Origin of the sequence: Paenibacillus sp. LPE1-1-1.1 (assembly GCF_040676435.1) — a bacterium.
Lineage (GTDB): Bacteria > Bacillota > Bacilli > Paenibacillales > Paenibacillaceae > Pristimantibacillus.
This window is the reverse complement of record NZ_JBEGHY010000012.1, coordinates 597,989-614,289: the sequence shown is the minus strand read 5'-3', so window position 1 is coordinate 614,289 and position 16,301 is coordinate 597,989. Positions and strand designations below refer to the sequence as shown.

General features: G+C 49.8%; 11 protein-coding genes. 1 reads left to right on the top strand and 10 read right to left on the bottom strand.

From position 1 onward, the window contains the following. Positions 1-3 precede the first annotated feature (3 nt). From MRBLPE1_RS13260 to MRBLPE1_RS13215, 10 genes are all read right to left on the bottom strand, one after another. The gene (locus MRBLPE1_RS13260; RefSeq protein WP_364145958.1) at positions 4-855 is read right to left on the bottom strand and encodes an SDR family NAD(P)-dependent oxidoreductase; all 852 of its coding nucleotides are present in this window, start codon (positions 853-855) and stop codon (positions 4-6) included. A gap of 242 nt (positions 856-1,097) precedes the next feature. After that, positions 1,098-2,693: a response regulator gene (locus MRBLPE1_RS13255; RefSeq protein ID WP_364145957.1), complete on the bottom strand. Its 1,596-nt coding sequence runs from the start codon at positions 2,691-2,693 to the stop codon at positions 1,098-1,100. Further along, positions 2,690-4,447, bottom strand: a complete 1,758-nt coding sequence (locus MRBLPE1_RS13250) for a sensor histidine kinase (RefSeq protein ID WP_364145956.1) — start codon at positions 4,445-4,447, stop codon at positions 2,690-2,692. The genes MRBLPE1_RS13255 and MRBLPE1_RS13250 overlap by 4 nt, the downstream gene beginning before the upstream one ends. 107 nt (positions 4,448-4,554) lie before the next feature. Continuing rightward, positions 4,555-5,439 carry a carbohydrate ABC transporter permease gene (locus tag MRBLPE1_RS13245; RefSeq protein ID WP_364145954.1) on the bottom strand — a complete coding sequence of 295 codons (885 nt, stop codon included), beginning with the start codon at positions 5,437-5,439 and terminating at the stop codon, positions 4,555-4,557. An 82-nt stretch (positions 5,440-5,521) separates the two neighbouring features. Next, the gene (locus tag MRBLPE1_RS13240) at positions 5,522-6,487 is read right to left on the bottom strand and encodes an ABC transporter permease (RefSeq protein WP_414698869.1); all 966 of its coding nucleotides are present in this window, start codon (positions 6,485-6,487) and stop codon (positions 5,522-5,524) included. Positions 6,488-6,657: 170 nt separating this feature from the next. Continuing rightward, positions 6,658-7,929 (bottom strand): glycoside hydrolase family 1 protein, encoded by a 1,272-nt coding sequence (locus MRBLPE1_RS13235; protein WP_364145953.1) that lies wholly within the window; start codon positions 7,927-7,929, stop codon positions 6,658-6,660. 180 nt (positions 7,930-8,109) lie between these two features. Then, positions 8,110-9,684 carry a glycoside hydrolase family 43 protein gene (locus tag MRBLPE1_RS13230; protein WP_364145951.1) on the bottom strand — a complete coding sequence of 525 codons (1,575 nt, stop codon included), beginning with the start codon at positions 9,682-9,684 and terminating at the stop codon, positions 8,110-8,112. Positions 9,685-9,830: 146 nt separating this feature from the next. After that, on the bottom strand, positions 9,831-11,384 hold the full coding sequence (locus MRBLPE1_RS13225) for an extracellular solute-binding protein (RefSeq protein ID WP_364145949.1): 1,554 nt from the start codon (positions 11,382-11,384) through the stop codon (positions 9,831-9,833). 110 nt (positions 11,385-11,494) lie between these two features. Continuing rightward, positions 11,495-12,343, bottom strand: a complete 849-nt coding sequence (locus MRBLPE1_RS13220) for a sugar phosphate isomerase/epimerase family protein (protein WP_364145947.1) — start codon at positions 12,341-12,343, stop codon at positions 11,495-11,497. An 8-nt stretch (positions 12,344-12,351) separates the two neighbouring features. Then, positions 12,352-15,153 carry a family 78 glycoside hydrolase catalytic domain gene (locus tag MRBLPE1_RS13215; protein WP_364145945.1) on the bottom strand — a complete coding sequence of 934 codons (2,802 nt, stop codon included), beginning with the start codon at positions 15,151-15,153 and terminating at the stop codon, positions 12,352-12,354. A gap of 321 nt (positions 15,154-15,474) precedes the next feature. Here MRBLPE1_RS13215 and MRBLPE1_RS13210 point away from each other — a divergent pair, with 321 nt between their 5' ends. After that, positions 15,475-16,284: an SDR family NAD(P)-dependent oxidoreductase gene (locus tag MRBLPE1_RS13210; RefSeq protein ID WP_364145944.1), complete on the top strand. Its 810-nt coding sequence runs from the start codon at positions 15,475-15,477 to the stop codon at positions 16,282-16,284. The last annotated feature ends 17 nt before the right edge of the window (positions 16,285-16,301 follow it).

Here is a 16,301-nt window from a genome sequence, read left to right as displayed (position 1 = left end):
TGTTTACGAATCCGCCATCCCTTGAAGAATCGCCAACAACTCTTGTTGCACAGCGGTATCTCTTGCAACACGAGGCAGAGCGGCAGGTCGTCCGGACTCGAAGTACAATCCGCTCCGGCCGTCATCGGCCGGCAAAGTTGCCGCTTCGAATATGCGCTCGGCTCCATACTCAGACGGGACGAAGTACCAGCGAATCAAACGGAACCATACCGGCATCGCTCCGCTGAGAGACATCGGCGTGCGGGTTGGCCCCGGATCGGCAATCCGAAGCGTAATGCCATCCTTCGCATAATCGCCGGCCATCGCATGGAATGCCGCGGCTGTTGCCAGCTTCGTATGGGAGTAAGGCTGGAACCTCCTGAATTTATCGGGCTTGCGCAGTCCTTGAGGGTCGAAATTGCGCGCCATTCTCATCCCGCTTGAACCGACGGCGACGACGACGGCATTGTTCGCGGTCGCTAATTGCGGCCGGAGCAGCTCGGTCAACAAATACGGGGCGAACGTATTCACCTCGTAATGGAGATCGTTGCCTTGAACGGATAGCTCTAATCGCTCCGTTACGACACCTGCATTATGGATAAGGAGATCGATAAAATCATGAGTTCCCGCTACCTGCTCGGCGGCCCGCCGTATGTCCTGATGATTCGATAAATCGGCTTGAATCGATTGCACGGATACGTAGGGTGCGAAGGATTGAAGATCACGCAGCTGCTGGCTCGTTCGATCGGAGCTCCTGTTAATGACAACCAGGTCATAGCCGGCGCCGGCGAGCCGCTTGCTCAGTTCGGTTCCGATGCCGGAATAAGAAGCCGTTAGAACAGCGACCGGGCGTCTTGCGCTCGGATTGTCATTCATGTTTTACCCATCCCCTTTCGTACTTTGTTTCATCATATCTTCTTGCCCTTTGGCGGACTAACGGTTAGACGACATGCTGAATAACACTTTCACGACCAATCGTAAACGGCTGACGCCGTCCTTCGGTGGCTTAAGCTTTCGTTTCGCGTTGAAATATAGGACTAAGGATAAGAGTGAAACTTATGCTTTCCTATATTTTAAAAAAAGAAGCTGCCGCATTGAGCGACAACCTCTTCCTCCGTTTAACCTAGCTTGTTGCGAAATTCCGTCGGCCCTGTTCCCACATACTTTTTGAATATTTTTGCAAAGTGTGAGAAGTTCGTGTATCCAACCGAAGATGCGACGGCGCTAACGGACACGTTCGTTTGGAGCAGCAGCTCCTTCGCTTTATTAATTTTTTCCAATAAGACGTAGTCCGAAATGGAGTATCCCGTTTCCTTTTTGAAAATTCTGGATAAATAATCGGGATTCAAATAAACCTGCTCAGCGATTGTCTCTCTCGACATGTCTTGATCCATATTGAGCGCAATGAACCGTTTAACGGTTAGAACGACGGTATCGTTTTCCTTGACCGCTTCCGCTTGATACATGGCTTTGTTAACGGCATGATGAACCCAGACAATCATATCGGTAACGGAACGCCCTGCCATCTCCGATAAGCGCCTTGACGGTTCATCGCCGAATAAATGGTGAGCCTGTATGCCATTCGTGTTCAGAAACGTATACAGAACCTGGATAAAGTTCTGACTGAATTGATGCAGCGTATCCGCATTGATCTCATGGTTGGTAACGAGATCGTCTAGGTATTTCTCCACTTCGTGCTTGACGGATTCCTTCGTTCCGGTTTTCAACAAAGAAGACAAAGCGCCGAGTTCAGGCAGCTGTGCCGGGTAATCCGCTTGCTCCGTACGGTCGAGAGCCAATACTCGATTGATGTACGCAACGTTGTTCCGGTCGCGATCCCGCAGCGCCGCGACCATTCCGGCCATCTCATGCGCTTCTGCAGAACGTCCCAAATAACAGGATAGGTTGCAGTAGAAATAGCGATGGCAAGACTCCACATAGAGACCGGCGGCTTCTCTTAGCCTTTCCTCATTCCACGGGATATCCCTTTCCGACATCAAGATCACGAGCAGCAACCCTCTGTCGAGCTGAAAACAGATTCCGTTATCATGGCTTCCGATAAGCATCTCTTGCGCGGAATTTTTAAGCGCGTATTCAAGAATTTTCTCGTCTCTGCTCTTCATCTCTTTGTTCCAGCGTTGGATGGAAATCAAGATCGGAAAGAAAACCGAATCTTCCGTAATCGGGATATGATGCTGTTCGACCTGCTCCCGAATCGCGGCTTGTTGGCTGGGGATCGAATGGTGGATCAGATCGAACCAGAATCGTTCGATAATGAACGATTGATGCTTCTGCCACAATTGATGGAATTTAACGTTACGATTGTTTTCGCTGTTCTTGTCGATTACGGCCTGGGCCTTTCGAATAGCGTTCTCCAGCTCTTCCGCGAGCACCGGCTTAAGCAAATAGTCAAGACTGCCGAGCGAAAGCGCTTCTTTCGCGTATTTGAAGTCGGCATGGCTCGTTAAAAAAATCGTGACCGTGTGCGGATAACGTTCCTTTACCCAGGTCAGCAATTCCAAGCCGTTCCCTTGCGGCATCTCGATATCGCATAACAGTATATCGATTCTTGCGCTTTCGAACCATTCTTTCGCCTGCCTGATATTATTGGCAGTATACAACTCCGAGATCCCGAGTTTTTGCAAATCGAGATCCGCTTTTACGCCTTCGATGGCATGAATTTCGTCGTCGACGATGAGCAAGTGGTCGTTCATTGCTTGTCCTCCATTAGGGGATTAATCGGGAGAATGATGAATACGGACGCGCCGCCGATTTCCGGATCGTTAGCGTAACGAATGGATACCGAATCTCCATACAATAGCTTCAGCCGTCGCTGAACGTTCCATATTCCGGTATGCTCTCCACGTTCGTTTTCGACGCTTCTGCCCGCCTGCAGTTCGCGAAGCACCTCTTCGCCGAACCCGCAGCCCGTATCTAGAATGCTGATTTTCACCCAGGATCCGCTGTCTTCGTCCACAAAGTCAATCTGTACGGAAATATGGACGGGTCTGTCCATCGTAACCGCGTGTTTAATCGAATTTTCGACGAACGACTGAATGACGAGGGGAGGAATAGGCGTATCCGTCAAGTAGTCAGGGACTTCAAGAGCCCACGTCAGTTTCTCTGGAAAACGCAAGGCTTGAATTCCCAAGTAGTTCCGGGTGTGCTCCAGCTCGTCTTTCAATGGGACGAATGTCGTATTGCTTCTGAACATGTAACGGAAATAGTGTACCAATGACCGTGTCAATTTCATCGTTAATTCATAATTTTTAACCTTAGCCAAATTATAAACGATATTTAGCGAATTCAGGAAAAAGTGGGGGTTAACCTGCAGCTGCAGCCGCTGCAGCTCTTCCTTCTGCTTGTTTAACTGCTCTTCGTAAACGTTGACGCGAAGCGTTTCGATTTCCGTCATCATCGAGTTGAATGATTCTCCGAGTATTCTGAACTCCTCCGAACCGCCTTTTTGCATATCGACCCGAATGCTCCAATCCCCGCCTCGGACTTTCTTCATCGAGAGAAGGACCCGATATAACGGCACGAGTATGGCCTGCCTGATGGAATACAGCCCGATCGGGATAAAGAGCAGGGAGGAAGCGGTAATTATCCATATGATCCCTTGCAGGTACGGCAGTCTATCCAAGATGTGGTGATCCGGTATGACGGCGACCAGCTTGAAGTTGCCTCTGACGGAAGCCGAATCGACGATCAAATATTTCCGGTCAGAACCGGTTAAATAATAGTCGCCTTCGCTTTGGTGCAGCTGGATTCCGTTCTCGTCGACAAGCTCCGTGTCCGTAATCGGTTCTCCCTGGTCATTCGCGAGCAATACGCTCCCCCCTTCTCCGATCTGAAGAGATTGGAGGGGCGCCATCAATTGGTCGGTTCTCACCCAGCCGCCCAAATACACACTGCCGGATCGGACGATATCGATTAGATAATCATTTTGTCCAATTCGGGCGTAATGCCATCTTTGCGCCGAGTTACCCTTAAGAATGCTGGCCGATCGGATAAGATCGGAGACATATTGTTGGATGAGATCCTTTTCCTCCAACGTTAAATTTTGCGTCTTATTCACATCCATAAACTCTTGCCGTTTCTCCGCATAAACGAAAAAAGAACTTAGGGAGTCGTATAAAGCGATATCCTTGCCCAATTTGTTAAACAAAAACACCTTCGAATCGTAATAATCCGCATCCGATTCGGCCTGATCAAGAGAAAGCAAATCAATACCCGTTAACATGGAGTTCAAATAGGCATCGACATCGTTTAATCCGGAATCGATCTGTTTCATGTATAGAGTCAGCATGTTTTTATACGAATCCGCGACCTGCTCCCTAACGACATCAATGGCATAAAAGTTGTTATATAAAAGCATGCTTAACAGCGGTCCCGTCATGATCAGCACGCTTAAGATCAACTTGAAATTCAGGGAACCTCGTTGCCGCAACAATCCGGGTATCTTCATATTCCTGGCTCCTTAATCGGTTTCCTCCATCATATACGAAATGAAAGTCCAATCGCCACAACCCTCTTGTGCTGGTTTGCGGCGTTTGGACCTCATTTGCGATCAATTTAACCTTTTACGGCACCGATCATGATCCCTTTGATGAAATACTTCTGAAAGAACGGGTAGGCGACCAGGATCGGCAACACGCCGATTACCGCAATGGCCATCTTAACCGAGTCGGTCGGCATCTGCTGCATGGCCTCGCCTGCGTTAGAGCTCAAATTAGTGCTAATAAACTGAATATCTTGCATAATTCGGTTAAGCAGATTTTGGACGCTGAACAGCTCCGGGTTGGTGATGTAAATCATCCCGTTCTGCCAGTCGTTCCAGTACATGATGCAGGTAAACAAGCCGATTGTCGCGAGGACGGGCGTCGACAGCGGCAGTACGATGGACCAAAGCGTCCGGTACTCGCTGGCTCCGTCCAGCTGCGCCGATTCGATTAACGCCGGCGGCACGGTCGTCTGGAAGAATGTGCGCATCATCATGACGTAAAAGCCATTCGTGAGCAGCCCCGGTACGATAAGCGCCCAAATCGAGTTCTTAAAATCGAGCAATTGCGCATACACCAGGTACGAGGGGACGAGACCTCCATGGAACAGCATCGTAAAGAAGACAATGAACATGATCAGAAATCGGTGCGGCGTTTCACTTCTAGATAGCGGATAGGCCAGCAAAGTCGTAAGGGCCAACCCGACCACAGTACCGACGACCGTAACGAATACCGTTACTCCGTAAGCTCTCGCGATGTCTGAGCCTCTATTCAACAAATATTCATAAGCCGACGTACTGAACACTTGAGGAATGAAAGAATAACCGTGAGCGGTGATCGCATTCTGATCCGTAAAGGATGCCGAAATGAGCAGCAGGAACGGAATGAGACAAACTGCAGCGAATAGAAACATCGAAATATGGCTAAACCAGGTTATAACTCTGCCTTCGTTTTTCATGTCAAGACCTCCTAATTTTTACGGGGCCCCCCAAAAGTAATCGGAATTCACTACGGAGGCCTTCGTCACTTTTGGGGGATTTTTAGAACAGTGCATTATCTTTGTTGGCACGCCTTACGACAAGATTTGCCACGATGACGAGGATAAAGCCGACGATAGATTGATAGACGCCCGCCGCTGTGGACATACCGATGTCGCCTGAGCCCATCAGTCCTCTGAACACATAAGTGTCGATCGTCGAAGTTGATTCGAACAGTGCCCCGGAGTTCATCGGAACCTGATAGAACAACCCGAAGTCAGAGTAGAAAATTCGGCCGATATTTAGCAGCGTCAACATGGTGATGACCGGCACAATAATCGGCAGCGTGATGTGACGGATTTGCTGCCATCGGGTAGCGCCGTCAAGTCTGGCCGCCTCGTAATATTCTTCGTCAATGCCAAGAAGCGCTGCGAAGTATACGATGCTGGAATACCCGATGGCCTTCCAGAAATGGACCAAGGTCAGAATCCAAGGCCAATACTTATTTTCCGTATACCACGAAATCCCTTCCTCGATGCCGAGCCATGGCAGCACCGTCTTGTTAAGGAACCCCGTGTCCGGGCTTAAGAAAGCGAATCCGAGATAACCGACGATAACCATGGAAATCAGATGCGGCAGCGTGATGATGCTCTGGTACGCCTTCACCAGCACCTTGCTTTTGATTTCGTTCAGCAGAATCGCAGCGGCCAACGATAGCACCGTTCCTAGAATAATGAATACAAGGTTGTAGAGAATCGTATTGCGCGTGATGATGTACGCATCGGTAGTCTTGAATAGGTACTCGAAATTCGCGAATCCAACCCAATCACTCTGTAGAATGCCTTTGGCAAAGTTCACGTCCTTAAAGGCGATGACGATCCCGAGCATTGGGAGATAGTTGTTGATCAACATGTAAAGAAGACCTGGAATCATCATAATCAGAAGCGGCGCATATTTCCGATATTGGTTCTTCCTTTTCCTTTGTTTCTTTACGACTTGCCCAGCATTTACCACAGTGGCTTGTGCCATAGTCGTTCCCCTTCCTGTTCATGTGTTTTCTATTTCTGACTATCCTTATCATAAGGGATGACCGCACAGCCAACTAACGGATTGACGACTTTTTCAATAACGGTTTAACGACTTTTCTCCCCGCTTAATTATGAAGCCGGATCCTCTTCAGGATCCGGCTTCAACCGCTCTTATATCGAATTATCCCTAGCGATGCTTCCGAGATGATACGCACTCGGTTTGGGCTTGCGTTCTTGCGTTGAACGGTCCACTTCGATCAATCCGAACGTCTTCGAGTAACCGAGCTGCCATTCAAAGTTATCGAGCAGAGACCAGTGCATATAACCAATGACCCGGATTCCGTCCGAAATACAAGCTTGTACACCTTTCAACGCTTGATCGATAAATGCAATGCGGCGCTCGTCGTTGTCCGTCCCGATCCCGTTTTCTGTGATCATAATCGGCTGTTTTAGATACTTGGAGACGAAACGAACGACTCCCCCAAGCGCTTCCGGATAATACTCGTTCCCCATCTGGGTCTTCTCCGCATCTGCGGGAACCGGCAGAAGACCATCCGGCCCGTATACCATACGGGTATAATTTTGCAAACCGAAGAAATCGTCGTCTTCCAGATAAGGAAGAAACTGCAAGAATTCTTCGTGGTAAGCTTCAGCAGCCAGCTCTTCTCCGCCAGGAATCGATTGAATGTCATACAGCGACAAAGACAGTCCAATCCGGGTATTCGGACTTACCTGACGAATCGCGCTTCTCGCCTCCGTATGCGACTTGAAGATAACTTCCAGCCCTTTCTCCGTACGAGCACCGAGGAAAGAATGCACCTCTTGTGGATGAACGCCGAAAGCTTGCCCTAGTGCCATAAAATACTTTTGCATCTGGCTCATATTATCCGTATTGATTCCGACCTGCGCTTGGCCTCCCCCGGCTTGATGCCGCTTAATGATTTTCGTAATTCCGATGGAGATATTCGCTTCATTGATCGTGCAAACAAAAGGAATCCATTCGCCTAATTCCTTCATGACATGGGCACAATAACGGGCAAATCGGGCAGGCGTCTCAGCAGATTCCCATCCGCCCGCGCGAATGAGCCATTGCGGCGTAGTGAAATGGTGCAAGGTGACAATCGGCATTACATTCGAACTTTGGCAGGCCAACAATACGTCCCGATAATGTTCAATGGCTGCCGGATCGAAACGCCCTTCTTCCGGTTCAATCCTCGCCCATTCGATGGAGAACCTGTATGAATTCAATCCGAACGAGGAGAGCAGCGCAATGTCCTCCTTGAACAGCCGATAGTGGTCTACGGCGCTTCCCGAACGCTCCTTAAAAATCGATCCCTCCAAATTTTCCATAAGCCAGAAATCGGAGTGGGTATTATTTCCTTCCACCTGATGAGCGGCCGTCGAGGCCCCCCAATAGAAATCGTTGGGAAATTGACTTGCCATAATGAATTGCTCCTCTCTAGTTTTGTCTATAAGCTCTCAATCATCATATTTCAATTGCCATAGGGCCAACTAACGTTATCGCGACTAAACCGCTAACGCTTTCACGACTTCTTAAGCAGAGACGTCATTCCGGCAAAACAAAAAAATCCCGCTCCGTGAAGAGCAGGAATCGACGTTTCCTCAAGATAAGGCCATAATCGTGAAAAAGTCCATCGGTTTATCTTCCAAAGGCTGATAGTCGAGATAATCGAAATGAGCAGGCGTTGTTGCGTTCCTCCCATTCCCGGTCGCATACATCCCGAAGAACACGCCAGTAAACCCCCCCGCGACTTCCTTGGATAGGAAAGCCGTCTCTCCCTTGCCAATCACAACAGGTTCCTTGCCGGGAGCAGCGTACGTAAACGTATACAACACTTCGTTCGCATGTACGCCGAGAATGACTGTCGGTTCGGTGTAATCCACTTCTGCTTCGAGAAGCGACATTGTTCCGACCCGGCGCCTCAGGATAAGCTTTGGCTTGCTGTCCTTCATCGTTATAGCAACTTCGTAATGGAATTTCTCGTTCATGAATACGGTTATTCCGGCCTCTTCGCCTTCTTCCGACGGCCCAAACTCCAGCAGGGTCTTGATCTCGCAATTTAAATGCTGCTGTCTGCGGCCGACGAACGCCGGCGATTGTTTGTCGTTCAAGGTGCAAGCCTGCCCCCTGAGCGTCAACCATCCCGCCCGGTCTGTCAGAGACCACGAATCCGGGACGGGGTTCCGGTAGAAATTCCAAGCCGGTTGCAGCTTGTCCGAATCAAAATCATCCCGGCTTACCCACTCAATCGGCTCTCCTAGCTGCAAACTTCCGGCATCGTGCTCAAGCTCGGCTCTGCCATGATTGCCGCCAACCGGCCAACCTTCTTCGTTCCAAGTGACGGGCGCCAGATTCGTCTCACGGCCCAGGATATGGCGTTTCGCGTTAGCGACCGGCCGGATGCCTAGAAATACACACCACCAGCTGCCGTCTGCAGCTTGTACGAGATCGGCATGTCCAGTCCCCTGAATCGGCTTCGGCGTACTTCGATTGGAGAGGATCGGGTTCGCCGGATTGCTCTCGAACGGACCGTACGGGCTGCGGCTCCGCGCGATCGTTTCCATGTGTCCGTATTCCGTTCCGCCCTCCGCCACCATGAGATAATACCACCCATTGATCCGATATAGATGCGGACCTTCGGGATGGCTTCCGCCCGTACCTTCCCATATCAACCGCCGCTCGCTTAATAATGTCCCGCTTGCAATATCGATCTCCGCTTGATAAATACCTGCGCTTTCCCCATAAAAGTTAGCCGTTCCCGTCAAATACACGTTGCCATCTTCATCGAAGAACAATGACGGATCTACGCCACCCCAGCCCTCAAGGTAGATAGGCTCAGACCAAGGCCCTTCCGGACTCTCAGCCCACACATAGAAGCTTTTCTGGATGGAAATGTTCGTCGTAATGACGTAGAAGCGCCCATCCTGATAACGAATCGTTGGCGCGTAAATCCCTTGAGAATATCCCGGCGGAAGCATACCCATAAGCGGCAACTGGCTTTCTCGCGTCAACACATGCCCCAACTGACGCCAGTTCACCAAGTCCTTGCTATGGAAAATCGGAATGCCCGGAAAATAATCGAAGGAGCTCGTAACCAAATAGTAATCTTCTCCGACCCTGCAAACGCTGGGATCGGGATGAAAGCCCGGGATAACAGGATTTTTGAATGTTGCCATAGCTTACTCCCCTTATCGAAAAATAGAGGGCCTAATGAATGACGCTTCGAGCGACGCATTGATCCGATCAAGTTGCTTCAGATCGATGCGCCCAAGCGTCCCATTAAGCCCCGCGATGCCTTAGAGGTAGAACCCTCTTGCCTTTATTATTTGTTCGATGCCGCCCACTCGTCCAGCTGCTTTTGCTTTTCCGCGATGACTTTATCAATCCCTGACGACTTCAGCTTCTCTCTGAGCTCTGGAAGTTTGTCTGCCGGATCGAAGGTTCCCGACTCCAGGGCTTTTCTATATTGTTCGATGACATTATTGAGAGCTGTAATTTCGTTCTTGACCGGCTCCGAATTGAATGCGAAGCCAAGCGCTTTCGATTTGATAGCTTTTTGATTCGCTTCCGCCGTTAATTCCCATACATTCGGCAAGTCAGTCGTCCGAATATAGCCGATGGATTGGTTAGGGACCATCCATGTTTGAAGGGAATACCCTACCGTCGTCGCTTCGACGCCTTCCGGATAATCAATCGTGGTATCCGACACCTTCACATAGTGTTTACCTTCAATACCCCATAAGAACAAATTGGAAAGATCCTTATCCGAGTACATGAGGTCCAGGAACATCATCGTTCTTTCAGGATTCTTAGAATTGTTGGAGATTGCCCACAATCCCGCCGTCGCATCGGATGTTGTCGCATAGGTGTTCGACGATATCGGTACAGCGATGAGTTCTTTGCCTGCAGCTGCGCTTTGCACTTCTGCTCCTCCTACCTTAAGGCCGTCGAAGTAAGCAAAGGCTTTGCCCGCCTTCACCATTTCCATACCGGAGACTTGGCTTGTAGCCGCGTCTTTGTTGATATATCCTGCCTTAAACCAGCTATGCATCTTATTCAAATAGTCTTCGTACTCTTTGGACTCAAATACGTTTTCAACCTTAAGCCCATTGTCGAATCCAGGTAAAACGCCAAAACGATCACCCAGTTTGTCATAATCGCCATACTTATCCGAAGGAACGGATAACCCTACCGCAAACGGTACAATACCGGGCTCGTTTTCTTTAATCGTCTTAAATACCTGATCCAGATCATCGAGTCCTTTGATGGAAGCTACATCGATCTTATGTTTGTCCACCAGTGCTTTATCCATGAGGATCGAATTTGTTCCGGTTGTATAGTCCTTGTACACAGGTACGCCGTAAGTTTCTCCTTTAAGCTTGGCGCTTGCCAAATATTCCGGAGCAATCGCTTGTTTGATGCCCGCGCCATATTGATCTAAGAGACCGTCTAACGGAATAATTTTCCCTGTTGCCATAGAGGCGCTGTAGCCCTGTCCAAATTGGAACAACAGGTCCAGCTTCTCGCCGCTGGATGACATCAAATTCATTTGTTGCGTCCATGCGCCAATGCTAATTGGCAAAATTTTTACGGTTGCGTTTATTTTCGCTTTCGTGATTTTGCTCATTTCTTCTTGAACCAACGCAATATCTGCCGGCGTTGCTCCAATGATCGGCAGCGCAAGCGCGATTTCGAAAGGATCTTTCGTTGCTTCGTCCGGACTAACGCTTGGCTCCTGGCCCGTATTCGACGAATTTCCCGATGGGGTGTTTGTAGCAGCGTTCTCTCCGTTGTTAGACGACGAGCACGCGCTGATCAACCCCATCAACATAACCGCTGCAAGTGTCAAAACGACAAATCTCAAATTCTTTCTCATTGCAATCCCCCTCATTTATCGTTAGCTTACACCTTCATCGTAACGTTATGCCCCTAGTGCCGACTAACACTTTGACGACTTTTTTGATACCGCTTTCGCGACTTGTTCAATCACTTTATGTGTTCATACATAAATTTTGCGCTAAGCTGCAACGATTGGATCGGAGAATCATCTACCCAGTTCGTATGGGATTCCAAGATAACGGCCTGCACGCCGTAGCTTTTCGCCGTAGTCACGAGCGCTTCGAGATTCATATTGCCGTAGCCCAGTTCCATGCTGCCTGACTCAATAATCGAAGCGGATGGTCCATTGACGCGGAAGCCCCGGTCATTGATATGATAAAGCTTCATTCTGCTGCCAAGACTATTCATGAGGGCCAAAGCATCATATCCGGCTTCCGTAGGCCAATAGGAGTCGAACTCGAAATTCACATAATTTGGATCCGTTTGCTCGATGAGTAATTGAAACGCGGTCTTCTCCGCATCGACTTTACGCAGCTCGCAATTGTGATTATGATACAGCAGGCGGAGGCCTTCCTTCTCAAGCATTCTGCCCGCTTGATTCAGCCTTTCCGCAAGGTCAATCACGGCTTGTTTGTCCGAAAAATCGAAGCTCCTCATTCCCGTAACGATAATCGTATCCGTTCCGTATGCTTTGGCATCAGCGACGATGCTCGCCGTTAACATAAGGATCATATCCAGATCTTCATGAAGGCCCACCACCTCCAGACCGGATTGTTTAATCAATGTTTTCCAATCGAGTTCGGCGCTGCTTTCCAGTTCAATGCTTGAGGCTTTCGCCATCTCAATCGCTGCCTTCGGCAAAGGTCGAACGAGAAAACCGCATAGCTCGATTCCATCGTATCCTGCGTCCTTTATTGCCTTAAGCGTATCTTGGGCCTGTTGTTCCGTTCCAACGACCGATCTGATTTGAAACTGCTGTACGGCCTTACGAACCATTACAATCCCTATCCTTTCATCTCCAGCAACGAAATGGTAAAGCGATATTCGCCGCTTCCCGCCGTAAACAGGATTCGGCCATCTTCGTAACGCGCATCCGGGAAATCCTCGAATCCGCTCTTCAGGTCGTCTTGATTGCCCGGAAGCATGATCGTCGCTGTCGTATTGGCCGGTACTTCAAAACGATAGATGATCCCTTGTCCCGTCTTTTCCCAGCCCGATTGAATAGTCCCATAAGGGGATTCGAACGTAGCGGATGCATGCGTAAGCGTTCCACCATGCAATGGTTTCAAAATAAAATGCTTATAGCCCGGCACGTCCCAAACCGGACGGATTCCGGCAATGCCCGCGAAGAGAAAATCGCATACGGCTCCGTACGAATAATGGTTAAGCGATCCCGAGAACTCGCCGTCAGGCTTCATTCCTCTCCAGCTTTCCCAGACCGTCGTCGCTCCCTTGCTGACGGCATACAGCCACGACGGGCACGATTGTTGCTCCAACAACCGGAAAGCGATATCCGCATGTCCGGAATCCGCCAACATATGGAGAATGAACGGCGTCGACAGGAAACCCGTGTTCAGATGAAAGTCTTGCTCCGTGACCAGTTGCGCGAGCCTGTCGGCAACAGCTTGTTTTTTGTCGTCATCCGCCAAGTCAAATGCAAGCGTACGGACATTCGGCGCTTGCCTGCCTTCAACAATTTGACCGTCTTCTTTTATAAAATACCGATTGTACACGCGCTTGATTTTGCCGTAGAGCTCCCGGTACTTCGCTTCCTCTTCGACTTTTCCAAGCACTTGCGCCATTTCGGCAAGCAGTCTGGTGGAATAAGCATAATAAGCAGTCGATACGTCAGGGAAGCATCCGCCGGTTTTTGTCAATACCGCAGCCAGATCCGTAAATTCCGTGTCGGTTTCCAGCCACTCTCCCCAGTGGAACTTCGTATCCCACACGTAATTCGCGTCAAGTTCCCCATCGGTATAATTTAGATAAACCGGGGTATCCTTAAATCGTTGATTCGATTCTTTCGCATTTGAGACCATATAATCTACCCACGCCTTTGCGGAATCGAACTGTTTCTCCAGAATCGACTTGTCGCCATAGCATAGGTACATGGTCCACGGGATAATGACGGCCGCATCTCCCCAACCCGAAGAACCGTCAAGCATGCTGGCTGCTCCAGGCTTGCGAAACGCCATCATTGGACTGGTGCTTGTCTTGGAAAGCCGCTCCCATTCGGCTAAGTTGTGGTAGCCGATGACAGTGGGCACCGTGCTTGCCACCGATCCGTCGGGGAACTGCTCGGCTGCCAGATCGGCCATCCACTTTTCGAAGAAAGGATACACATTCATGAAATCGGTCGACGTTCTGGAATAGACCTGCGCATCCCCCGTCCATCCAGCCCTCTCCCGTGTCGGGCAGTCGGTAGGAACCTCCATAAAGTTGCCCTTCTGGCTCCATTTGGAGTTGGATACAAGCTGATTGATCAACGGATGCGAACTAGTGAAATCGCCCGTTTCTTCCATGTCGGAGTACACAGCCACCGCTGTAAAGTTCTGCGGATCGGTTGTACCCGGATAATTTTTCAGCAGGACATAACGGAAGCCAAAGATGGCAAACCGCGGACGGTAGCTCTCTACCCCGTTCCCTGCCAAAATGTAATGGACCTCTTGGAAATCCGTCAATTCTCCATGCGCAAGATTTTGCAACGAGAAGTTTCCGTTCTTGTCCAACGCTTCTCCATGGATGAGAACGACCTCCGTCCCCGCGTCTCCTTGAACCTGCATGTCGACCCAGCCGGCGATATTTTGCCCGAAGTCCAGTACCGTTTCTCCGTTCGGCGTCTGCAGCACTTTAGGCGTGAAACGTTCTTTCGTTCTTACCGGCACGCTGTTCGTACCGATTAAGCTGTCGTATCCATCCTCCGTGACGGCGACTTGCTCCCATGCGGAATCGTCATACCCGGTCTTATTCCATCCTTCGATATCGAGAGTGGCGTCGTAGACCTCTCCCGCCTTCATATCCGTCTTCAGCAAAGGTCCGTGGGACGACTTAAAGGAATCGTCGCTGGCGATGATTTCGCGACTGCCGTCCTCGTAGGTCAACACTATTTGTCCCAAAAAGGCTACTTTATAGCCGAAGTTGTTTTTCAGGCTTGCCCCGCCGGTAGTGCCTCTCCACCAACCGTCCCCGAGAATAACCCCCAACGCATTCGCACCTTCGCGCAGAAGGTGAGTCACATCGTAGGATTGGACCTGCAGCCTCTTGTGATAAGAGGTGAATCCCGGCGTAAACAAGTGGTCCGTACCTTCGATCCCGTTCAAATAAAAGCTGTACAATCCTTTCGCCGTCAGATAGGCTCTTGCCGAGACGAGACCCTTCTTCACGTCAAACTCTTTCCGTATATACGGCGCCGGTTTATAGGCGTCGATGTCTACCTCTTTCTCCGGTTCGATCCAGCGAGCCTTCCAATCCGAACGGTGCAGCAGTCCGGTTTCGAAATACACCGGCTCGCTGAACGGCGATTCCTCTCCCTTGTTGTTCCATACCTTGACCCGCCAATATACGCGCTGCATCGATTTCAATTCGGGACCTGCGTACAAGACATGCTGCGATTGGCTTGTCTCCATCCTCCCGCTGTCCCACGTCACGTCAGCGAAACTCTTTGTCACGGATGCTTGCAGCTGATATGCGCATTGCAGCACATTTTTTCCGTCGCTTCGAAGCTTCCAGCCCAGACGCGGCTTGACCGAATCCAACCCCATTGGATTATCAAGATATTCCGTTCGCAAAGACACTGCTTCCAGCATATTTAGTAGCCTCCTATACCATTTCCGTTGTAATTCGTTTCCCTTTTCACGATACCATTTCGAAAATAAGCAGACTAACACTTAGCCGACTTTTTAGATGCCGTTATCACGACTAAGGTGAAACGGCTGTAACCGTCCTTTGGCGGTGCAGTGCGTTTCATTCCGGAAAAATATAAGCACAATAAAATCACGAATTTTATGCTTATATTTCAAAAAAAGTCGTGATAACGACATCCGTAAAGTCGTAAAAACGTTAGTTAAGCAACCCGAATTGTCTTAAGGTGGAGTTGACAGGAAACGTTCCATATAGGAGGATGTTAAATGACGGATTTTTCCAGCACAAAAGGCAAAGTTGCCATTGTTACAGGCGCTGCCGACGGTCTCGGCAAAGCGATCGCATGGTGTTATGCAGAGAACGGCTTAAAGGTCGTAGTTTCCGATATCAATGCCGACAAGGGATCGAAGGTCGCTGAGGAGATTCGAGTTGCGGGCGGAGAGGCAGTCTTCTTCAAAACGGATGTAAGCAAAGAGGATGAAGTAAAAGGACTCGTCGATTTCGCTGTCTCGACGTACGGCCGATTAGACGGCCTCGTGAATAATGCCGGAATTGCAGCCGAGAGTAGACCCACGCATGAATTCTCGGTGGCTGAGTTCGATAAATTATTGGCGATCGACCTACGCGGCGTTTTCCTGGGAATGAAGTTCGCCGTCGAAGCTATTCTGAAGACCAAGTCGACCGGCGGGTTCATTATTAACGTTGCTTCCCAAGCAGGAATATTGGGCAACAGCTCCATGGCTACTTATGTTTCCGCCAAACATGGCGTGGTTGGTCTAACGAAGAGCGCAGCCCTCGACTATGCGCCGCACAACATCTCCATCAATGCAATTTGTCCTGGAACGTTCCGAACCTCTATCTGGGGACAAGCTCCTGAGGAAGTCGTCTCTCAATACGCGAAGCTCCTGTCCCCGAACGGAAGGCTTGGCGACCCTAAAGAAATCGGTCATTTGGCCTTGTTCTTAGCCTCTGACTTGGCGCGTTATATCAGCGGTTCCGCTATTGTAATCGATGCCGGCTCTCATGCGGGCAAGGTGACTCCCGTCCAATGGGCTCATCCGGAAATTTTGGAGTAACGCGATTTCCTAGAAAA